We start from the raw sequence: 21,013 nt of genomic DNA on the forward strand, positions 1-21,013 counted from the left end.
CGCGGTAGACAAATCCCCCGCCGTACCCCCACGGAAGGGGCCGGGATTCAGCCCTCAGTCGATAACTTGCCGACAGGTTCACCCCGTACCGTTGAAACATGGATCTTCGACTGCCCGCCCTGCGAGGGCGCGTACGGAGGCCGCGACGGTGGCTCGCCGCCGCGGCCTCCGTCGTCGTCCTCGCAGGCGCCGGTACATGGACGGCCGTCGCCGACGACGACGCGCCTCAGGTGCGCCGCGCCGACCGGGTCATGGACATGGGAGACGGGGTACGCATCGACACCTCGTACTTCACGTCGGGCCCGGCCGGACGCCGCCCGGCCGTCCTGCTGGGACACGGCTTCGGCGGCAGCAAGGACGACGTACGGCAGCAGGCGGAGGACCTGGCCCGGGACGGCTACGCCGTACTGACCTGGTCGGCCCGCGGCTTCGGCAGGTCGACCGGCAAGATCGGGCTCAACGACCCGAAGGGCGAGGTCGCCGACGTCTCGAAGCTGCTCGACTGGCTGGCGAAGCAGCCCCAGGTCGAGCTCGACAAGACCGGCGACCCGCGAGTGGGCATGGCGGGCGGCTCCTACGGCGGTGCCATCGCGCTGCTCGCCGCGGGCCACGACGACCGGGTGGACGCCATCGCCCCGGCGATCACGTACTGGAACCTCGCGGACGCCCTGTTCCCCAACGGTGTCTTCAAGAAGCTCTGGGCGGGAATCTTCGTCAACTCGGGCGGCGGCTGCGACAAGTTCGAGACGCGGATCTGCGAGATGTACGACCGGGTCGCCGAGTCCGGCACCCCGGACGCCGAGGCCCGCACCATGCTGGAGGAGCGCTCGCCGTCCGCGGTCGGCGACCGCATCGACGTGCCCACGCTGCTGATGCAGGGCCAGACCGACTCCCTCTTCCCGCTGGACCAGGCCGACGCCGCCGCGAAGGCGATCCGCGCCAACGGCGCGCCCGTGGACGTCGACTGGATCGCCGGCGGCCACGACGGCGGCGACATGGAGACGGCCCGGCTCCAGGCGCGGGTGCAGTCCTGGTTCGACCGCTACCTCAAGGACGACAAGAGCGTCGACACCGGCCCCGCCTTCCGCGTCACCCGCACCCTCGGCACCGGCACCGGAGACGGCGAGATGCGGCTGAGCGGCGTGAGCGAGGACAAGTACCCCGGCCTGGAGGGCGACCCACGCTCGATCGCCCTCACCGGGCGGGAGCAGAGCTTCGCCAACCCGGCCGGCGCCAACCCACCCGCCGTGTCGGCCCTGCCCGGACTCGGCAGCGCCGGCGGCCTCGCCCAGCTGTCCTCGCTCGGCATCGGCGTCTCCCTCGACTTCCCGGGCCAGTTCGCCGCGTTCGAGTCGGCGCCCGTCCAAGAAGACGTGCAGATAACCGGGTCGCCGAAGGTCACCGTCCATGTGAAGTCCACCAGCGACGACGCGGTGCTCTTCGCCAAGGTGTACGACGTCGGCCCGGGCGGCCAGGGCTCGCAGGTGCTGCCCTCGCAGCTCGTCGAGCCCATCCGCGTCGAGGGCGCGAAGGCCGGCAAGGACGTCACGATCACCCTCCCGGCGATCGACCACGAGGTCGACGACGGCCACCGCCTGCGCCTGGTCCTCGCCTCCACCGACCTCGGCTACGCCTCCCCGACGGCTCCGGCGACGTACACCGTCTCCCTCGAGGGCGACCTGTCGGTGCCGACGTCGCTCGGCGACACGAACGGGCCGGCGACGCTGCCCGCCTGGGTGTGGTGGCTGCCGCTCACCGGCGCCCTGATCGCGCTCGCGCTGCTGGTGACCGGACGCCGCCGGACCGCGGCACCCGCCGCCCCCGACCCGGAACTGGCCGAAGTACCGCTCCAGATCACGGACTTGAGCAAGCGCTACGCCAAGTCGGCCGACCGTTACGCCGTCAAGGACCTGTCCTTCCGGGTGGAGAAGGGCCAGGTGCTCGGCCTGCTCGGGCCGAACGGCGCGGGCAAGACGACGACCCTGCGCATGCTGATGGGCCTGATCAAGCCGGACGGCGGCGAGATCCGCGTCTTCGGCCACGCGATCGCGCCGGGCGCCCCCGTGCTCTCCCGCGTCGGCGCCTTCGTCGAGGGCGCGGGGTTCCTCCCGCACCTGTCCGGCCGGGAGAACCTGGAGCTGTACTGGCAGGCCACCGGCCGCCCGCCCGAGGACGCGCACCTGGACGAGGCCCTTCAGATCGCAGGCCTCGGCGACGCGCTCGCCCGCGCGGTGCGCACCTACTCGCAGGGCATGCGCCAGCGCCTCGCCATCGCCCAGGCCATGCTCGGCCTGCCGGACCTGCTCATCCTCGACGAACCCACCAACGGCCTCGACCCGCCCCAGATCCGGGAGATGCGCGAGGTGATGATCCGCTACGCCGCCGCCGGCCGCACGGTCATCGTCTCCAGCCACCTCCTCGCGGAGGTCGAGCAGACCTGCACGCACCTGGTCGTGATGGACCACGGACAGCTCGTCCAGGCGGGCCCCGTCGAGGACATCGTCGGATCGGGCGACACCCTCCTCGTGGGCACCGCCACGCCCGTGGAGGAACCCGTCCTGGAGAAGGTCGCCGCCCTGCCGGGCGTCGCCTCCGCCGTACGCGCCGACGAGGGCCTGCTGGTCCAGCTCGACGCCGACGGCACCCCGCAGCGCCTGGTCGCCGACCTCGTACGACTGGACGTGCCCGTGCGTTCGGTCGGCCCGCACCGCCGCCTGGAGGACGCCTTCCTCACCCTGATCGGAGCCGAAGCATGAGCAAGCTCGCCGAGCGTCCCGTCGAGGTCGCCGACGGCTACCGCGCGGGCCGCACCCTGCCCGTCCGGGTCGAGCTGGTCCGGCAGCTGAAGCGGCGCCGCACGCTCGTCATGGGCGGCATCCTGTTCGCCCTGCCGATCGTCCTGCTGGTCGCCTTCCAGGTGGGCGGCGACCCGGGCCAGGGCAACGACCGCACGAACCTCATGGACACGGCCACGGTGTCCGGGGCCAACTTCGCGGCCGTCAACCTCTTCGCCTCCGCGGGCTTCCTGCTCGTCATCCCCGTGGCGCTGTTCTGCGGGGACACGGTCGCCTCGGAGGCGAGCTGGTCGTCCCTGCGCTATCTGCTCGCGGCGCCCGTGCCCCGGGGCCGGCTGCTGTGGTCCAAGCTCGCCGTCGGACTGAGCCTCAGCCTGGCCGCGCTGGTCCTGCTCCCGGTCGTCGCCTTCGCCGTCGGCACGGCGGCCTACGGCTGGGGCCCGCTCCAACTGCCCACCGGCGGCGCACTGGACACCGGCACCGCGGCGCAGCGCCTGCTGATCGTCGTCGCGTACATCATGGTGTCCCAACTGGTCACCGCCGCCCTGGCGTTCTGGCTGTCGACCCGGACGGACGCACCGCTCGGCGCGGTCGGCGGCGCGGTGTTCCTGACCATCATCGGCAACGTCCTCGACGAGGTGACGGCCCTCGGCGACTGGCGCCACTTCCTGCCCGCGCACTGGCAGTACGCCTGGCTCGACGCCGTACGGCCCCAACTGGAGTGGTCCGACATGATCCAGGGCACGTCCCTGTCGGTAACGTACGCCCTCGTGCTGTTCGCACTGGCCTTCCGCGGTTTCGCCCGCAAGGACATCGTGTCGTAGGTCAACGGAAGATCACCCACCGGTCTCGACAGACGTCCCCCGTGCCTCATTCGAGACTCATCCGCAACGCTCCGTAGCGCACGTTCCGGCCCCCTGGCCCGTCACAGTCACAGAAAGTCGACGTCAACGGACCCAGGGGGCACGGAAGATGGAGCGGTACCGAACACGAAGGCTGCGCGCCGTCCTGCTCGCACTCACCGCGGCAGGCGGCCTGCTGCTCACCGGCTGCGGCGGCGGGGACGGCAGCAACAGCGGGGGCCACAAGGCGGAGGACGGAAGCAACGGCAACGCCTTCCCCGCCCCCGGCCACAACGACAGCAGCGGCGGAACGGGCGAGCAGAAGGACACCGACGACTCCTATGACACCGGCGAGTCGGACTCCCGCGATTTCGCGCCCGCCCCCGACTACCTCTCCACCTTCGCCCTGGACGTCGACACCGCCTCCTACGGCTACGCCCGCCGCACCCTCGCCGAGGGCCGCCTGCCCGACGCCTCCACGATCCGCCCCGAGGAGTTCGTCAACAGCTTCCGCCAGGACTACGACCGCCCCGACGGCAACGGCTTCACGGTCACCGTCGACGGTGCCCGCACCGACCGCGAGGACTGGTCCCTGGTCCGAGTGGGCCTGGCCACCCGCCCCGCCGAGGACACCGGCGAACGCCCACCCGCCGCCCTCACCTTCGTCATCGACATCTCCGGCTCCATGGCCGAACCGGGCCGCCTCGACCTCGCCAAGGACTCCCTCGGCGTGATGACGGACCGACTCCGCGACGACGACTCGGTAGCCATCGTCACCTTCAGCGACGAGGCGGAGACGGTCCTGCCGATGACCCGCCTCGACGGCAACCGCGACGACATCCACGACGCGATCGACAGCCTGGAACCCACCGACTCCACCAACCTGGGAGCGGGCATGGAGACGGGCTACGAAACGGCCGAGGAGGGTCTCCGAGAGGGCGCCACGAACCGCGTCGTACTCGTCTCCGACGCCCTGGCCAACACCGGCGACACCGACGCGGACACCATCCTCGAACGCATCGCTTCCGAGCGCCGCGAACACGGCATCACCCTCTTCGGCGTCGGGGTCGGCAGCGACTACGGCGACGCCCTCATGGAACGCCTGGCCGACAAGGGCGACGGCCACACGGTCTACGTCTCCGACGAGGACGACGCCCGGAAGGTCTTCTGCGACGACCTCCCCCGCAACATCGACCTGACCGCCCGCGACGCCAAGGCCCAGGTCGCCTTCGACGAGGCAACCGTCTCCGACTTCCGTCTCATCGGCTACGACAACCGCCAGGTCGCCGACGAGGACTTCCGGGACGACAGCGTCGACGGCGGCGAGATCGGCCCCGGCCACACGGTCACCGCCCTCTACGCCGTCCACACCAGGCCGGGCACTTCAGGCCACCTCGCCACGGCGAGCGTCCGCTGGCTCGACCCCAAGACCCGCGCCCCGCACGAGGAGTCCGGCCGACTGGAGACCGGGTCCCTGAAGGACTCCGTCCGGAGCGCGAGCCCCCGCTTCCAGGTCACGGCCACGGCCGCCTACTTCGCCGACGCCCTCCGCCTCGGCGACGACCGCTGGACCGCCCTGCCCGGTTCCTCCCGCCTCGCCGAACTGGCCGACCACGCCGATGAGTTGGCGAACACCACCGAGGACGACGACGTACGCCGACTCGCCGACGCCATCCACCGAGCGAGCGACCTCACCGACCAGGACTGAATGCTCGCCCGCGCCTACCCGTCCCATCCCCAGGGGCGCCGCCCCTTCGACCCCGCCAGGGGGCTGCCGCCCCCTGGCCCCCCATCGGCCCTGAACGGGCGTCGAGGCGCACCCCCACCGGCCGGTCCGTCCCCCGCTTACCATTCGCCCAGTCGTACGCGAGTTCCCCCCGCCCGGCACCGCCGCCTGACCCAGGAGCACGGTACCCGTGTCCATACCCCCGCCCTCCGGCCCCCAGCAGCCACAGGGCCAGTACCCGCCGCCGTACCCCTACGGCGCACCCGGCGCCCCGGGACCGTACGCGTACCCGTACCACCCCTACGGCCCCTACGGCCGCCCCGCGCCCGTCAACGGCGTCGCCATAGGCGCCCTCGTCCTGGGCATCCTCTGCTTCGTGCCGGCCGTGGGACTGGTGCTGGGCCTCGTCGCGCTGGCGCAGATCAAGAAGAAGGGCGAGCGCGGCAAGGGCATGGCGATCGCCGGTTCCGTACTGTCGTCCATCGGGCTCGCGCTGTGGGCGCTGGCGCTGGCGACCGTCTCCGCCGCCGACTTCTGGGACGGCTTCAGGGACGCCGCAAAGGGCGAGGGCACCGCCTACACGCTCGCCAAGGGCGACTGCTTCGACACCCCGACCGGCAGCCTGGAGGGCGAGGCCTACGACATCGACGAAGTGCCCTGCGCCCGCGAGCACGACGGCGAGGTGTTCGCCGTCGTCACGCTGCCGGGCGGCTCCTTCCCGGGCGACGACGAGGTCGAGCGCACCGCCGACGACAAGTGCTACGCCCTCCAGGACGGTTACGCCATGGACACCTGGGCCGTACCGGACGACACGGACGTCTACTACCTCGTCCCGTCCCGGCAGAGCTGGCGCATCGGCGACCGCGAGATCACCTGCCTGTTCGGCAGCACACGGGAGAACGGCAAGCTGACCGGCTCGCTGCGCGGCGACTCGACGACCCTGGACGCCGACCAGATGGCCTTCCTCGCCGCGACCAACGCCATTGACACGACGCTGTACGAGGAGCCCGAGGAATACCCCGAGGACGACCTGGCGGCGAACCGGGCCTGGGCGAAGGACGTCCACGCGGAACTCGGCGAACAGATCGAGGCGTTGCGCGGGCACACCTGGCCGACCGGTGCGAAGCGGCCGGTCGCCGACCTGATCAAGGAGATGGAGGATGCCCGCAAGGACTGGGCACGAGCGGCCGCGGCCACCGACGCCGACACGTTCTACACGCACTACGACAGCGGGTACGAGTACGTCGACGGCCCCACCACCGTCACCGCGCGCAAGGCTCTGGGCCTGGACACCACCGTGCCGACGTACGAGGACGACTACGACAGCGTGGACGAGGGCGGAGGTGGGACCGGCATCGAGGTGTGAGCGCGGCTATAGCGGGGAGAAAGTGCCTGCGTAAAGCCCTCCACCAGCACAAGTCATCACATCGAGTGATTCTCTGGCCTTTGCTTGCATGGGACAACCCACGGTTGCCACGCTGTTGCTGTCTGTACAAGCTGATGGGAGCGGCCAGTGACTTTCGGTGAGCAGCCGGCGTACCTGCGCGTCGCGGGTGATCTCCGCAAGAAGATCGTCGACGGTTCGCTGCCACCGCACACCCGGCTCCCCTCCCAGGCCAGGATCCGCGAGGAGTACGGCGTCTCGGACACCGTCGCACTGGAGGCGCGCAAGGTGCTGATGGCCGAGGGGCTGGTCGAGGGCCGCTCCGGCTCCGGGACGTACGTCCGTGAGCGGCCCGTGCCCCGCCGGATCTCCCGCTCCGGCTTCCGCCCGCCGACCGGTGCCACCCCCTTCCGTCAGGAGCAGGCCGACGGCGAGACGCGCGGCACCTGGGAGTCCAACAGCGAGCAGGCCGAGGCGAGCGGCGCCATCGCCGAGCGGCTCGGCATCCGGCCCGGCGACCGCGTGATGTGCACGAGGTACGTCTTCCGGGACGCGGGCGAGACCATGATGCTGTCCACGTCCTGGGAGCCCCTCGCCGTCACCGGCCGTACGCCCGTGATGCTGCCCGAGGAAGGCCCGCTCGGCGGCATGGGCGTCGTCGAGCGCATGGCGGCCATCGACGTCGTCGTGGACAACGTCACGGAAGAGGTGGGCGCACGCCCCGGCCTGGCGGAGGAACTGCTGGCGTTGGGCGGCGTCCCCGGCCATGTGGTGCTGGTCATCCAGCGCACGTACTACGCGTCCGGCCGCCCCGTGGAGACAGCGGACGTGGTGATCCCGGCGGACCGCTACCGGGTCGCGTACCACCTCCCGGTGAAGTAGCGCACACGTTGGTGAAGTAGCGCACACCTCTACGGCAGTTGTCGTCGCCTGAGCCCCAACTCACGCCTCTCTCACGGCCGTTGAAATCTGGCCGTCTTCGCAGGTCGTGACGGGCGTGTTCGATATCGCCCGTGACCGGATGCATCGACGCCCGCGCACGGCGCATTCGATGCCGTGCGCCCCCGGCGACTTGGCTGGTTGCGTACCTCTTTGTGAAAAGCCGTATTCGCTGCGTGAAGGTTAGGCGTAGGCTCGGGCATATGCGGATTGCGGTTTCCTCAGCGGGCGGGGCACGGCACAGGCCGCGAGCGAAGCGAGACGGGGGTCCCTCCGGCCGAAGGCTGGGGGAGGGACTCGGGCGGTCGTGGGCGGGAAGGAGCAGTGGGGCGCGATGAACGACAGCACGATCACTCTTCCCTGGCTCGTCGTTCGACAGGACGACAACGGCAATCGCTATCGCGTGGGCCGGTACGCGACCCGGGCCGAGGCCCAGAAGATCGCGGACAGCCTCGATAGCCGTGGACACAAGCAGCTGTACTGGGTCGAGCGGCTCGCGCAGAACGGGGACAGCGCCGACCGCTGAGATGTCACCGCTCCCGTAGGCTCCGGCGCATGACGGAACGGATCGTGGTCGGCGCCGCACTGGTGGAGGGGGGCCGCCTGCTTGCGGCCCGGCGCAGCGCGCCCGAGGAGCTGGCCGGGCGCTGGGAGCTGCCCGGCGGGAAGGTCGAGCCCGGCGAGACGCCCGAGGCGGCGCTCGTGCGGGAGTTGCGTGAGGAACTCGGCGTGGATGCCGAGGTCGTCGAGCGGGTGCCGGGGCAGTGGCCCCTGAAGCCGCCGTACGTCCTGCGGGTGTGGATGGCCCGCCTCCTCCCCGGCGGTGACCAACCCAAGCCCCTCCAGGACCATGACGCGCTGCGCTGGCTGGCGCCCGGAGAACTCTGGGACGTGGACTGGCTGGACCAGGACGTGCCGGCGGTCCGGGAGGTGGCGGGCAGGCTGGGGGAGTGGGGCGTCTGAACCCGGATGCGGAGGCCGCCCGAGTCCGGAGGTGAAGGCCGCCCGAGTCCGGATGAGGGGGCTGCCTGAGCCGGTCCGGGGTAGTCGAGTTCATCGGATCCCTCGCGCGGTACTGCCCGTCGAATATCGGGTATGTGCCCATTAACCCCATGAAACCGGACATGGGGGGATCCGCTGGCCCGGGAAGTGATCGGCGTGATCGACTCCGAAGGCGGCTGCGCCGAGTGGACCTTTCCCGCGGAGCCGGGTGCCGTGCGTGCCGCTCGTGCCGCCGTTCGCGGCCGGCTGCGCGACTGGGGTCTGGACAGCCTCGCCGACATCACGGCGCTGCTGGTCAGTGAACTGGTGACCAACTCCCTGCGACACGCGACGGGCCCCATCGGCGTACGCCTGGTACGCCCCGCCGATCTCGGCGGCGTCCTCCTGGTCGAGGTCTCCGACCCGCTCCCCGACCCACCCCTCGAACGCGTCGCCGCCCCCGAGGACGAGAGCGGCCGCGGACTCCAACTCGTGGCGCACTCCTCGCGTCGTTGGGGAACCCGACCGGGGCGGAACACGGGCAAGACGGTGTGGTTCGAGCTCGCGGTGCCGAAGTGACCTCCTGGCGGCGCTGTACGTACGCCCTCGCCCTGTCGAGCGAATGGTTCAGGCCAGTGGCAGTTGGCGTGCCGCGTGATTCGACTGCGTGCCCGCTGGTTAGAAGACTGGAAGTGTTTCCACGGCCGGGACCGAAAACCACCGGGAACGTGCTGTGATCGTGAACACCGTGTTGTGCGGAGCCGTAGTGCTGGATACTGCGGGCAGCCGCTGTCGGTGACCGGTGCCGGACGCGGTGAGCTGGAGGGGACGGTTCGCGTGAGCGAGATACCAGCGAAGGCCACGGAGTCCGAGGACCCGTCGGACGGCGCGAGGGCAAAGGCCGCGGGGGAGCGGCCTTACGACACACAGGCCTCGCAATACACACAGGTCTCCCGAGACGCACTGGCCGCGCAGGACACACGGGCATCCCGCGACACACACTTTTCCGACGAGTTCCGCCCCGGCGACGCCGTCTGGCAGAGCAGTCCGCCCGGCTCGATCTACGACTACATCAAGGTCGCGTCCTTCTCCATCGGCCCCGACGGCCTGGTCGACCAGTGGAGCCTGCGCGCCGAGCAGCTCTTCGGCATCCCGGCCGAACGCGCCGTCGGCATGGACCCCATAGAGGCGTTCATCGACCCGGACCTGCGCGAGCAGGGCCAGCGCAAGATGGCTGAGATCCTCGACGGGCGGGAGTGGACCGGTGTGGTCCCCTTCCGGATGCCGCCGTCCGCCGACGGAGGGCGTGGCAAGGACGGCCTCGCCGAGGTGTACGTCATGCCGACGCGGACCGAGCACGGCGAGAGGGCCGCCGTGTGCATCGTCGTCGACGTGCGCACCCTGCGCCGGATGGAGACCGACCTCGCCGCCTCGCAGTCGATATTCGGTCAATCTCCGTTCGGCTTCATCCTGATCGACCCCGAACTGAAGGTCCGCCGCGTCAACCACCGGTTCGCCTCCCTCTTCGGCGGCACACCCGACGACCACCGCGGCCACGACGTCCACGACTATCTGCCCCGCCCCGAGGCCGACCGGGTCGCGGCCACCCTGCGCCGCGTCCTGGAGAGCGGCAACTCCATCACGGACATGCACGTCACCGGCTTTCTGCCCGGCTCCGACGAACGCCGCCACTGGTCCGTCAACCTCTACCGTGTGCACAGCGGCAGCGGCCGGCCCATCGGCATCGCCTGGCTCGGGCTCGACATCACCGCCCGTCGCGCCGCCGCCCGCGAGGCCGCCGCCGCGCGGCGCAATCTCGCCCTGCTGAACGACGCCGGTGCCCGCATCGGCAACTCCCTCGATCTGGAGACCACGGCCCGCGAACTCCTCGACGTCGTCGTCCCCGGCTTCTGCGACCTGGCCACGGTCGACCTCTACCAGGGCCTGCTGGCCGGCGACGAGACCCCGCCCGGCCTCGCCGACGGCAGCGCGGAACTACGCCGCGTCGCCTTCGCCAGCGCCGTCTCCGACGCGCCCTTCGTCGGCGGCGGCGCCGCGGTCGCGGTCGGCGCCGTCCACCACTACCCCTTCAACTCGCCCTGCGCGGACGCCCTGCGCACTGCCCGGCCGCAGTACGTGCCGGGCGAGGAGGGCGGCCTCGTGCAGTCCACGCTCGCGGTGCCGATGGTCGCCCACGACACGGTCGTAGGACTGGCGCAGTTCGCCCGTACGAAGGGCAGCGAGCCGTTCGGCGACCGGGACCGCGAGCTGGCGGTGGAGCTGGCGGCGCGGGCTGCGGTGTGCATCGACAACGCCCGCCTGTACCGGCGCGAGCACGAGCGGGCGCTGATACTGCAACGGTCCCTGCTGCCGCCGGGGGACCCGGTGGCGTCCGGGCTGGACATCGCGTGCCGTTACCTGCCGGGCAACGCGTCCTCCGACCGGCCCAGCGAGGTGGGCGGTGACTGGTTCGACGTCATCGAACTTCCCGGCCATCGCACGGCGTTGGTCGTCGGGGACGTCATGGGCCGAGGGCTGCGCGCCGCCGTGGCGATGGGCGAACTCCGTTCGGCTGTCCGAACACTGGCGTTGCTGGACCTCGAACCGGCCGAAGTGCTCTCGGCGTTGGACGAGATCGCGCGCGGCCTCGGCGCCCCCGGCGGCGTGCAGCAGGCCACCCGCGCGGCCCGTCGGCCCCGTGAGGCGGACCTGTCCGAGGTGTACCTCGCGACCTGCGTGTACGCGGTCTACGACTCCGTCACGCGCCGCTGCACCTTCGCGAACGCCGGTCATCTGCCGCCGGTCCTCGTCGAACCCGGCGAGGCGGCGCTGATGCTGGACGTGCCGCCGGGGATGCCGCTGGGTGTGGGTGGCGAACCCTTCGAGGAGGTGGAGGTCGAGCTGCCGGAGGGTGCGCTGCTGGCGCTCTACACGGACGGCCTGGTGGAGTCCCGCGACCACCCCCTGGACGAGGGCCTGCAAGCCTTCGTCGGCGCGCTCACCGACCCCTCCAGCCCCCTGGAGGACGTCTGCGACCACGTCCTCAACACCCTCGACAGCCACCACGGCGAGGACGACATCGCCCTGCTGATGGCCCGCGTCCAGGGGCTGCCCGCCGAGTCGGTCGGTGACTGGACGCTTCCGCGTGAGCCGCGCAGCGTGGGGCGTGCTCGCGAGTACGCCCGCGGGCAGTTGCTGTCGTGGGACCTGGAGCCGCTGGTCGACACCACGGAGCTGTTGGTCAGCGAACTGGTCACGAACGCCCTGCGCTATGGCGAGGGCGAGATCAGGCTGAGGCTGCTGTTGGACCGCACGCTGGTGTGTGAGGTCTGGGATTCCGGGCTGGTCCAACCGCGGCGCCGGCGGGCCCGTGACACGGACGAGGGCGGGCGCGGGCTGCAACTGGTCGGGCTCCTCAGCGCGGCCTGGGGCTCCCGCCGGACGCCGCGCGGCAAGACCGTGTGGTTCGAACTGCCGTTGCCGGACGGGGAGAACGGGTTGGCGGATCCGGCGGAGGCGTTGCTGAGCCTGTTCTGAGCTCGCCCCCGCCGCCCCTACCCGTCCCATCCCCAGGGGCGCCGCCCCTTCGACCCCGCCAGGGGGCTGCGCCCCCTGGCCCCCCATCGGCCCTGAACGGGCCTCGTCCTCAAACTCCCCCAGAGGGGGCACCCCCAGACGGGCTGAAATGCCTGGGCCGGCGTCGAGAGGCGAGGCCCCAGCCGGGTGGGTGGGGGCTGGGGATTGTGTGGTCTCGTGCCGACAGCGCCGCGAGGCAGAGTCCCCCGGCGGGTGCGTGGGGGCTTGGGATGGTGTGGCCTCGTTCTCGAACGCTGGACGGGCTGAAATGCGGTCGGCGGGGGCGGTGTTGCTGAGCCCGTTCTCAGTGGGCTCACGTGCTGGGTGGGCCTCCCCGGCGGTCCCGTGTGCGGGGGCCGCCGAAGCTTGCCGGTGGGGCGGTGTTCGGCTCGGTGGGGAGCAGGATGCCGCCGAGGACGGCTCCGGTGAGGCCGGCGGCGTCTGCGCCGGGGGCGTCGATCGGGTGGCCGTATACGCGTATGTCCTGTTCGGCCAGCTCGCGGGCCTGCTGGGCCAGGGTGTCGGCCGTGAGGAGGCCGGACAGCTCCTGACGGGGTTCCCGGGGGCCCGGCCGGGACGCCGGACCAGCGAGCAGCCGTCGCGCCTCCGCCAGCCGGGTTCGTGCCCTGCTGCCCACCGCCGCCCGGTGCGTCGCGACGACATCGTCTGCACCGGCGACGGCACTGCGGGCGCAGAGCAGCGCGGCGGTCGTGAGCACCCCGGCCCGCCCCGCGACGACGGGCCCGACGCCCCGGACGATCCGCCGCAGCAGGTCGAGGGGGTCGTACGGCCCGGAGGTCAGGTCCTCGCGTACGACGGCCAGGACGCCGTCGGCATGGGTGACACGGGCGCGCAGTTCACCGGGAGGGACGGACGCGTACGCGGGTCCGGTCCCCGCCAATGACTCCCGCGCCCCGGCGATCTCCGCCTCCCCGCCGGTCAGCGCGGCCGGAACCATCGCCGCGGCCGTCGCTAGCTCCTCGGTGAGCCGTTCGATGCCGTCGATGAAGGCGGCGGCCTGGGCGATGGCCCCCTCGGCGGCCCGCAAGTGCCCCGCGGCCCGCTCGTTCTCGCCCAAGTCGGCGCGTTGGCGGGCCTGGTTGAGACGCGTGGTGGCGAACACCAGGCGGTCCTTGGCCTGCTCGGCATGGCCCGCGACGGAGGCGGTGGCACCGGGGGCGTAGCGCGCGCCGAGGTCGACAAGGGCCGCGCCGGCACCCCCGGCACGCCCGGCCAGCTCCCGGAACCGGGCCTCCGCGACTACCAGGGCATGGCCCAGCCCCCCGCCCAAGCCCGCCTCCAACCCCCGCACCTGGTCGAACGCGGCGGCCTGCGCATCCAGCAACCGCCCCGCCTCCTCGGCCCGCCCGACGATCCCCGCCAGCACATGCCGCCGAGCGCCGTCGTCCTCCGCGACCCCGTCCTCGTACTGCCACCGCATCCGAAACGCGACCGCCAGTTCGCCTTCCGCGTCCCGCAGAGCCCGCGCGAAGGGCTCGACGTCCCCCACCTCGGCCCGCTCCTCGACGAACCTCAGCTCCTCCCGGCTGACCCGCACCGAGTCATCGGCCGCGATCAGCAAGGCCCGTGCCCGATCGTCGAGTTCGGCGATGTCCGGCTCCGCGCCCCGCACCGGCGCCCCACCGGGAGTCGTACGCCCCCGTGCGCGCCGCCTGCGCCGGAAGAATCCGTACCCCGCGAGTCCCACCACCACGATCACGGCCAGCAGCGGAAGCACGAGATCGGCGGCGGACGTCTCCCCGACTTCCCCCTGAGCCACCGCACCGGCCATGGGCCGCTCCGCACTGCCCGCGACCGGACGATCGCCCCTGACGGTCATCCCGAGCAACACCAGCCACGCCACCCCGACCAGCCCGCCCACCAGCGCATGCACCACCCGCACGGATATGTGCGAGGTGCCACGCCGAGGTCGGCCCCGGGTCAAGGATGAGGTCACATTTCGGAGCGTATGAGCAGGAATGCGCCCGCGCGACCGGGGGCGTCGGGGGTGGGAGTGGGGTGGGGCCGGCCATGCGCCTCAACCTCGCACGGTGGTGGGGGCCGCGGTCGGCGGGGCGGTGTTCGTCTTCCCGGGGCCGCTCGCCCGGGCGTACGGCCCCCTGCCCTGGGCCGGCCGGCTCGCCCTCATGGGGGCCGGGGCGCTACGAAGACCGCCTCCTGATCTTCGACCCCAGCCACACCAACGGGTCGTACTTGCGGTCGACGGCCCGTTCCTTCAAGGGGATCAGCGCATTGTCGGTGATCTTGATGCCCTCGGGGCAGACCTCCGTGCAGCACTTGGTGATGTTGCAGTAGCCGAGCCCGTGTTCGTCCTGGGCCGTGCGCTTGCGGTCCAGGCCCGTCTCCGCGGCCGCGTCCAGCGGGTGCATGTCCAGTTCCGCGACCCGCATCAGGAAGCGCGGGCCCGCGAACGCCGACTTGTTCTCCTCGTGGTCACGGACGACATGGCAGGTGTCCTGGCACAGGAAGCACTCGATGCACTTGCGGAACTCCTGCGAGCGGTCCACGTCCTCCTGCATCATGCGGTACTCGCCGGGCGCCAGGCCCTCCGGCGGCACGAAGGCGGGAACCTCGCGCGCCTTGGCGTAGTTGAAGTTCACGTCCGTGACGAGATCCCGGACCACCGGGAACGCCCGCAGCGGCGTCACCGTGATCGTCTCCTCCCGGGTGAACACCGACATCCGCGTCATGCACAACAGCCGCGGCCGCCCATTGATCTCGGCGGAGCATGAACCGCACTTGCCCGCCTTGCAGTTCCAGCGGACGGCCAGGTCGGGCGCCTGGGTGGCCTGGAGGCGGTGGATGATGTCCAGGACCACCTCGCCGTCGTTCACCTCGACCTCGAAGTCCTCCAGGCCGCCGCCCTGCACATCGCCCCGCCACACCTTGAAGCGGGCCTCGTAGCTGCTCACTGGTAGAGCTCCTCTTCGGCGAGGTACTTGACCAGCTCCTCCTTGTCGAAGAGAGCGAGCAGGTCGGGGCGGACGGGGTCGGTGGTCTCGCGTAGCAGGGCGATCTGGCCGCGTTCCGGGTCCGTGGCCGCCAACCCGCCCGTCGGGTCGGTGAGCCGGCACAGCAGATTGATGTTGCGCCACTTGCGGTCCATCGTCGGGTGGTCCTCGCGGGTGTGCCCGCCGCGCGACTCCGTGCGCTCCAGCGCCGCCCGGGCGACGCACTCGCTGACCAGCAGCATGTTGCGCAGATCGAGCGCGAGGTGCCAGCCCGGGTTGAACTGACGGTGGCCCTCGACGCCGGCTCGGCGGGCGCGTACGCGCAGCTCCGCCAGCTTATCCAGGGCCTGCTCCATCTCGCCCTCGCGGCGGATGATGCCGACGAGGTCGTTCATGGTCTGCTGGAGTTCCTGGTGGAGGGTGTACGGGTTCTCCGGCGGACGCCCGTCGTCCGCGCCCCCGGCCGGACCCTCGGCCGAGAAGGGGCGCAGCGCCTCCGCGGCCGCCGCGTCGATCTGCAGGTCGCTGACCTCGGGGCGTTCGAAGGCCTGCGCGGCCGCGTACTCGGCGGCGTGCCAGCCCGCCCGGCGGCCGAAGACCAGCAGGTCCGAGAGCGAATTGCCGCCCAGCCGGTTCGAGCCGTGCATGCCGCCCGCGACCTCACCGGCCGCGTACAGCCCGGGCACCCCGCGCGCGGCCGCCGTGTCCGACTCGACCGCGATGCCGCCCATGACGTAGTGGCAGGTCGGCCCGACCTCCATCGCCTCCGCCGTGATGTCCACGTCCGCCAGCTCCTTGAACTGGTGGTACATGGAGGGGAGGCGGCGCTTGATGACTTCCGCCGGCATACGGGTCGACACGTCCAGGAACACACCGCCGTGCGGGGAGCCCCGGCCCGCCTTCACCTCGGCGTTGATCGCCCGGGCGACCTCGTCACGGGGGAGCAGCTCCGGGGGCCGCCGGTTGTTGTCCGGGTCCTCGTACCAGCGGTCGCCCTCCTCCTCCGACTCGGCGTACTTCTCCTTGAAGACATCGGGGATGTAGTCGAACATGAACCGCTTGCCCTCGGAGTTGCGCAGCACCCCTCCGTCGCCGCGCACCGACTCCGTGACCAGGATCCCCTTCACCGACGGCGGCCAGACCATGCCTGTCGGGTGGAACTGCACGAACTCCATGTTGAGCAGGGGCGCGCCCGCCAGCAGCGCCAGCGCGTGGCCGTCGCCCGTGTACTCCCAGGAGTTCGACGTCACCTTGAAGGACTTGCCGATGCCGCCGGTCGCGATGACGACGGCGGGGGCTTCGAGGACGAAGAAGCGGCCGGTCTCGCGCTCGTACGCGAAGACCCCGGAGACCCGACTGGCGCCCGCGGCGGAGTCGCTGTCAGGCACGGTCAGGATCCTCGTGACCGTGCACTCCTGGAAGACCTTCAGGCGCGACTCGTAGTCGCCGGTCTCCTTCTTGTCCTGCTGCTGGAGCGCGACGATCTTCTGCTGGAGCGTGCGGATCAGCTCCAGACCGGTGCGGTCGCCGACATGCGCCAGGCGCGGGTACTCATGGCCGCCGAAGTTGCGCTGGGAGATACGGCCGTCCCTCGTACGGTCGAAGAGCGCCCCCCAGGTCTCCAGCTCCCACACCCGCTCCGGCGCCTCCTGCGCGTGCAGCTCGGCCATCCGCCACTGGTTGAGGAACTTTCCGCCGCGCATGGTGTCGCGGAAGTGGACCTGCCAGTTGTCGTGCTCGTTGGCGTTGGCCATGGCCGCCGCGATGCCGCCCTCGGCCATCACGGTGTGCGCCTTGCCGAACAGCGACTTGCAGATCACGGCCGTACGGGCGCCCCGCTCGCGCGCCTCGATCGCCGCACGCAGGCCCGCGCCCCCGGCGCCGACCACGACGACGTCCCACTCCTGCCGTTCGACCACGGACATCAGTTCAGTCCCCACTCACGATTAGAAGAAGCGCGGATCGTCGAAGACCCCGGACGCGACGAGATAGACGTAGAAGTCGGCGAGCGCCACGCTCACCAGCGACGTCCAGGCGAGCAGCATGTGGCGGGCGTTGAGCTTCCCGATCCACTGCCACATCCGGTAGCGCACCGGGTGCTGGGAGAAGTGCTTGAGCTTGCCGCCGACGATGTGCCGGCAGGAGTGACAGGAGAGGGTGTACGCCCAGATCAGCACGATGTTCACGAGGAAGACGAGCGTGCCGAGACCCATGTGGCCCCACTCGTAGTGTTCGTCGCGGAAGGCGAGCACCGTGTCGTACGTCAGGATCCCCGCGACCGGGATCGCGGCGTAGAAGAAGTACCGGTGGATGTTCTGCAGGATCAGCGGGAACCGCGTCTCACCGGAGTATTTCTTGTGCGGCTCGGCGACCGCGCAGGCCGGGGGCGAGGCCCAGAAGCCTCGGTAGTAGGCCTTGCGGTAGTAGTAGCAGGTCAGGCGGAAGCCGAGCGGGAAGATCAGGATGATGATCGCGGGGGAGATGCCCCACCAGCTCCCGAACAGCTCCCAGTTCGGCCCGGCGCGCATGGGCTCGCAGTTCTCCGCCAGACAGGGCGAGTAGAACGGGGAGACGTACGGCGCCGCGTAGTAGTCCGCGTTGGCGAAGGCCCGCCAGGTCGAGTACACGATGAACGCCAGCAGACCGGCCGCGGTGGCGGCCGGGGCCAGCCACCAGCGGTCGGTCCGCAGGTGCGGGGCGGCGATCGCGGCGCGCGTACCGGTGTGTACGCCGCCGCTGTTCAGATGGGGTTCCGTACCAGTGGCCAATGCATGACTCCGGTCGGGTGTGGGTTCTCGGGGGATCTCAGGGAGCGCGGCGGTCCCGGGCGCCGAGACCCTCGTCATCCGTGTCGATCCACAGAGAGTCGTCGTACGGCGTGTCGGGGATGGTGACGAGCTCCGGCTTGCGCTGTGTGCTGGGGGTCGCGGCAGCGTCCCGCAGCAGCGCGACGCTCTCGCGCAGATGGTTGGCGTCGGTGCGGACGCGGCGCATCTCGAGCCCTGCGGTGCCGAGCTGCTTCTCCAGGCGGCCCACGGACCGGGCCAGGTCGTCGAGGCAGCGCTGGACAGTTGTCAGGTCGTCTTGCACGGACATGACGTGACCTCACTTCCGTGGGCCCTTGGGCCCTGGGTGGCAACGTTCATGCGCCTGCGAGTGTTGCGCGTCACACCTGTCGCTGTGAAGGGATGTGCAGCGATTGGCGGATTGCACACCTCCGCCGCGCGCCCGCATGCGCTCTGTGTACGCCGGGGGAGCTGCGGGAGTGCGCGGGCACGTTGCTCCACCCGCGTGGGAGCGCGTTGCTCCACACGGGTGGCCTTGCGCGCCCGGGCCGCCGTGTCGACTCCGCCTGGCGAACCCTTTCCTCTTCAGTGGGGGCCCATAGATCTGATCAACTCCAAAATACCGCCAAACGTGATCAGAGCGCACTTATTGTCACCGGCGGGAGCCGCTCCCCGGAGGTACCAGAGATGTCCTACGACGGCGTCGGACCCAGGCCTGGTCGCTGCGCGGTCATGCGCTCGGTCGCCTTCCTTTCCGCAGGCGTGCTCCTGGTGCCCGTGCTCGCCGGCTGCAGCGACCCGGACCCGGCCGGAAAACCGCTGGCCGGGCAGGACATCGCGGCGGCCGCCCGATCCCTGATCGCCGACGGCGGCACGCTGCGATGGGCCGTGGACGCCGTACCGGAGACGCTGAACACCTTCCAGTCCGACGCCGACGCGACCACGACCCGGATCGCGCAGGCCACCCTGCCGTCGATGTTCCGGCTCGACGAGGCCGGGCGCCCGGAGCGCAACCCGGACTACCTCGAATCCGCCAAGATCATCGAGACCGAGCCCAAGCAGGTCGTCCTGTACAAGCTCAACCAGCAGGCCGTCTGGAGCGACGGCCGCGAGATCGGCGCCGCCGACTTCGCCGCCCAGTGGCGGGCCCTGTCCGGAAAGGACAGCGCCTACTGGACCGCCCGCAACGCCGGTTACGACCGCATCGAGAAGATCGAGCGCGGCGACAACGACCTGGAGGTGCGGGTCACCTTCGAGCGGCCGTACGCCGACTGGCGGTCGCTGTTCTCGCCGCTGTACCCGAAGGAGGTCATGGGCACGCCGGACTCGTTCAACGACGGGGCTCGGCGCAAGCTCAAGGTCAGTGCCGGGCCGTTCGCCGTGAAGAAGATCGACCGGAAGGACGACGCGGTCCGGCTCACCCGGAACCCCCGCTGGTGGGGGGAGCCGGCCAAGCTGAACGAGATCGTGCTGCGGGCCGTGCCGCGCGACGAGCGGGCCGCCCAGCTGGCCGCCGGACAGCTCGACCTGGCCGAGATCGACCCCACCGCGGCCCGGCGCATCGCGCTCGCCTCGCCGCCCCGGGGCGCAACCGCCAGTGCCACCGGTACGGCGCTGATGGGACCGGAGCGGGAGCGGGGCAGCCAGACGACCACCAAGGAGCGCCGGACGCAGGCGGCGTTCCAGGGCTTCGAGGTGCGCAAGTCCCTGGAACCGGCGTACACCCAGCTCGCCCTCAACGGTGCCGACGGTCCGCTCGCCGACGAGCGGGTGCGGCGGGCCGTGGCGCGCGCGCTCGATCGCGAGGAACTGGCGAAGCTGGTCCTCGCCCCGCTCGGCCTGCCGACCGAACCGGTCGGCAGCCACCTCGCGCTGTCCGGCCAAGCCGCGTACGCCGACAACAGCGGCGCTATCGGCGACCAGGACACGGCGGAGGCACAGGCGCTGCTGGCGGACGCGGGGTGGGTGCAGGGTGGGCCGATCAAGGAGGAGAAGGGGGAGAAGGGGGAGAAGGCGGCTGGGGCGAAGGGGGAGAAGGCCGGGGGCGGGGAGAACGGCGAGAAGGCAGGGGACGGCGAGAAGGCGGGGAACGGCGAGAAGGGGGAGAAGGCCGGTAATAGCGAGAAGAAGAGCGAGAAGTCCGACGGGGGTGAGAAGGCCGACAAGAAGTCGGAGTCGAAGGCGAAATCGGACTCCGAGTCGGACTCGGAGGGCGGGGACGACGGGACGTACATCGTCGGCGAGGACAACAAGGCGGACGGCGGCGAGGGGAAGCACCTCGCCCAGGACGGCAAGCAGTACGGCAGCAAGCAGGTGCAGCAGGGCGGGGCGCCCGGCGCGTACGCCCCGCAGGGCACCGCCGCTCCGGCGGGCGCGGCGGTGCGGCCGCTGGCGAAGAACGGCAAGCCGCTGACCCTGCGCTTCGTGGTGCCGGCGGGGGAGGGCTCCCAGACGCTGCGGACGGTGGCGGACCGGATCGGCCTCATGCTGGAACGGGTCGGTATCCGGACCGAGATCACCAAGGTCGCCGACGAGAGTTACTTCAAGGATCACATCGCGTCCGGTCAGTACGACCTCGCCCTGTACTCGTGGCCGGCCTCCGCGTACCCCGCCACCGATGCCCGGCCCATTTACGCCAAGCCGGTTCCGGCGGCCGACGGTTCCCTGAACGTCGAGCAGAACTACACGCGGGTCGGCACCGATCAGGTCGACCAGCTCTTCGACCAGGCGATCGCGACGCTCGACGAGGGCGAGTCGCGGTCCCTGATCCGCAAGGCCGACTCCCGTATCTGGGCCGCGGCCGGCTCGATTCCGCTGTACCAGCGGCCGCAGCTGACAGCGGCCAGGAAGAACGTCGTCAACGCGGGTGCCTTCGGCTTCCGGACGCCGGTGTACGAGGACATGGGCTTCCTGAAGAAGGGCGCCCGGCCGTCGGCATCGGCCACGGCCCACTGAGGGGACGAGCAGGGGCGGCGGGGGCGCGGTAAAAGCGGGTCCCACCTGGGGCGACGT

Annotated in this window: 15 protein-coding genes; 10 read left to right on the forward strand and 5 right to left on the reverse strand. The window is 71.2% G+C overall.

The features are described 5' to 3' along the window. Nucleotides 1-98 precede the first annotated feature (98 nt). The 9 genes from ACTMVF_RS05645 to ACTMVF_RS05685 all read left to right on the forward strand — a co-directional run bounded on the left by ACTMVF_RS05645 (nucleotide 99) and on the right by ACTMVF_RS05685 (nucleotide 12,204). Nucleotides 99-2,756, forward strand: coding sequence for a CocE/NonD family hydrolase (locus ACTMVF_RS05645; protein WP_441269823.1), 2,658 nt, complete (start codon nucleotides 99-101; stop codon nucleotides 2,754-2,756). After that, entirely contained in the window at nucleotides 2,753-3,619 is an 867-nt protein-coding gene (locus tag ACTMVF_RS05650) for an ABC transporter permease (protein ID WP_441269824.1), read from the forward strand. Before ACTMVF_RS05645 ends, ACTMVF_RS05650 begins: the two co-directional genes overlap by 4 nt. Nucleotides 3,620-3,767: 148 nt before the next feature. Beyond that, a complete protein-coding gene (locus ACTMVF_RS05655; protein WP_441269825.1) occupies nucleotides 3,768-5,345 on the forward strand; it encodes a YfbK domain-containing protein in 1,578 nt (525 codons plus the stop codon). A 208-nt stretch (nucleotides 5,346-5,553) separates the two neighbouring features. Beyond that, nucleotides 5,554-6,729, forward strand: coding sequence for a DUF4190 domain-containing protein (locus ACTMVF_RS05660; protein ID WP_441269826.1), 1,176 nt, complete (start codon nucleotides 5,554-5,556; stop codon nucleotides 6,727-6,729). Between the two features lie 147 nt (nucleotides 6,730-6,876). Then, nucleotides 6,877-7,629 (forward strand): GntR family transcriptional regulator, encoded by a 753-nt coding sequence (locus ACTMVF_RS05665; RefSeq protein ID WP_441269827.1) that lies wholly within the window; start codon nucleotides 6,877-6,879, stop codon nucleotides 7,627-7,629. 391 nt (nucleotides 7,630-8,020) lie between these two features. Next, nucleotides 8,021-8,212 carry an SPOR domain-containing protein gene (locus ACTMVF_RS05670; protein ID WP_301997134.1) on the forward strand — a complete coding sequence of 64 codons (192 nt, stop codon included), beginning with the start codon at nucleotides 8,021-8,023 and terminating at the stop codon, nucleotides 8,210-8,212. A gap of 29 nt (nucleotides 8,213-8,241) precedes the next feature. Beyond that, the gene (locus tag ACTMVF_RS05675) at nucleotides 8,242-8,649 is read left to right on the forward strand and encodes a (deoxy)nucleoside triphosphate pyrophosphohydrolase (RefSeq protein WP_441269828.1); all 408 of its coding nucleotides are present in this window, start codon (nucleotides 8,242-8,244) and stop codon (nucleotides 8,647-8,649) included. 195 nt (nucleotides 8,650-8,844) lie between these two features. Continuing rightward, on the forward strand, nucleotides 8,845-9,246 hold the full coding sequence (locus ACTMVF_RS05680) for an ATP-binding protein (protein WP_441269829.1): 402 nt from the start codon (nucleotides 8,845-8,847) through the stop codon (nucleotides 9,244-9,246). 258 nt (nucleotides 9,247-9,504) lie between these two features. Then, the gene (locus ACTMVF_RS05685) at nucleotides 9,505-12,204 is read left to right on the forward strand and encodes a SpoIIE family protein phosphatase (RefSeq protein ID WP_441269830.1); all 2,700 of its coding nucleotides are present in this window, start codon (nucleotides 9,505-9,507) and stop codon (nucleotides 12,202-12,204) included. Nucleotides 12,205-12,556: 352 nt separating this feature from the next. On the opposite strand, the gene ACTMVF_RS05690 is transcribed toward ACTMVF_RS05685, so the two are convergent. The 5 genes from ACTMVF_RS05690 to ACTMVF_RS05710 all read right to left on the reverse strand — a co-directional run bounded on the left by ACTMVF_RS05690 (nucleotide 12,557) and on the right by ACTMVF_RS05710 (nucleotide 18,311). Further along, complete coding sequence (locus tag ACTMVF_RS05690) at nucleotides 12,557-14,200, reverse strand: hypothetical protein (RefSeq protein ID WP_441269831.1); 1,644 nt, start codon at nucleotides 14,198-14,200, stop codon at nucleotides 12,557-12,559. A gap of 205 nt (nucleotides 14,201-14,405) precedes the next feature. Then, nucleotides 14,406-15,176, reverse strand: coding sequence for a succinate dehydrogenase/fumarate reductase iron-sulfur subunit (locus ACTMVF_RS05695; protein WP_441269832.1), 771 nt, complete (start codon nucleotides 15,174-15,176; stop codon nucleotides 14,406-14,408). Further along, nucleotides 15,173-17,140 carry a fumarate reductase/succinate dehydrogenase flavoprotein subunit gene (locus tag ACTMVF_RS05700; protein WP_441269833.1) on the reverse strand — a complete coding sequence of 656 codons (1,968 nt, stop codon included), beginning with the start codon at nucleotides 17,138-17,140 and terminating at the stop codon, nucleotides 15,173-15,175. The genes ACTMVF_RS05695 and ACTMVF_RS05700 overlap by 4 nt, the downstream gene beginning before the upstream one ends. Before the next feature lie 21 nt (nucleotides 17,141-17,161). Beyond that, on the reverse strand, nucleotides 17,162-17,983 hold the full coding sequence (locus ACTMVF_RS05705) for a hypothetical protein (RefSeq protein ID WP_441269834.1): 822 nt from the start codon (nucleotides 17,981-17,983) through the stop codon (nucleotides 17,162-17,164). Nucleotides 17,984-18,020: 37 nt separating this feature from the next. Further along, a complete protein-coding gene (locus tag ACTMVF_RS05710; protein ID WP_441269835.1) occupies nucleotides 18,021-18,311 on the reverse strand; it encodes a hypothetical protein in 291 nt (96 codons plus the stop codon). 377 nt (nucleotides 18,312-18,688) lie between these two features. Here ACTMVF_RS05710 and ACTMVF_RS05715 point away from each other — a divergent pair, with 377 nt between their 5' ends. After that, nucleotides 18,689-20,956 (forward strand): ABC transporter family substrate-binding protein, encoded by a 2,268-nt coding sequence (locus ACTMVF_RS05715; RefSeq protein ID WP_441269836.1) that lies wholly within the window; start codon nucleotides 18,689-18,691, stop codon nucleotides 20,954-20,956. The last annotated feature ends 57 nt before the right edge of the window (nucleotides 20,957-21,013 follow it).

Source organism: Streptomyces sp. SD31, from assembly GCF_052068475.1.
Classification (GTDB): domain Bacteria; phylum Actinomycetota; class Actinomycetes; order Streptomycetales; family Streptomycetaceae; genus Streptomyces.

What these genes read in the sequence shown, in the direction of transcription:
- ACTMVF_RS05645 (WP_441269823.1), top strand. Translation starts at nt 99, where the DNA reads ATGGATCTTCGACTGCCCGCCCTGCGAGGGCGCGTACGGAGGCCGCGA.
- ACTMVF_RS05650 (WP_441269824.1), top strand. Translation starts at nt 2,753, where the DNA reads ATGAGCAAGCTCGCCGAGCGTCCCGTCGAGGTCGCCGACGGCTACCGC.
- ACTMVF_RS05655 (WP_441269825.1), top strand. Translation starts at nt 3,768, where the DNA reads ATGGAGCGGTACCGAACACGAAGGCTGCGCGCCGTCCTGCTCGCACTC.
- ACTMVF_RS05670 (WP_301997134.1), top strand. Translation starts at nt 8,021, where the DNA reads ATGAACGACAGCACGATCACTCTTCCCTGGCTCGTCGTTCGACAGGAC.
- ACTMVF_RS05675 (WP_441269828.1), top strand. Translation starts at nt 8,242, where the DNA reads ATGACGGAACGGATCGTGGTCGGCGCCGCACTGGTGGAGGGGGGCCGC.
- ACTMVF_RS05700 (WP_441269833.1), bottom strand. Translation starts at nt 17,140, where the DNA reads ATGTCCGTGGTCGAACGGCAGGAGTGGGACGTCGTCGTGGTCGGCGCC.
- ACTMVF_RS05710 (WP_441269835.1), bottom strand. Translation starts at nt 18,311, where the DNA reads ATGTCCGTGCAAGACGACCTGACAACTGTCCAGCGCTGCCTCGACGAC.
- ACTMVF_RS05715 (WP_441269836.1), top strand. Translation starts at nt 18,689, where the DNA reads ATGTCCTACGACGGCGTCGGACCCAGGCCTGGTCGCTGCGCGGTCATG.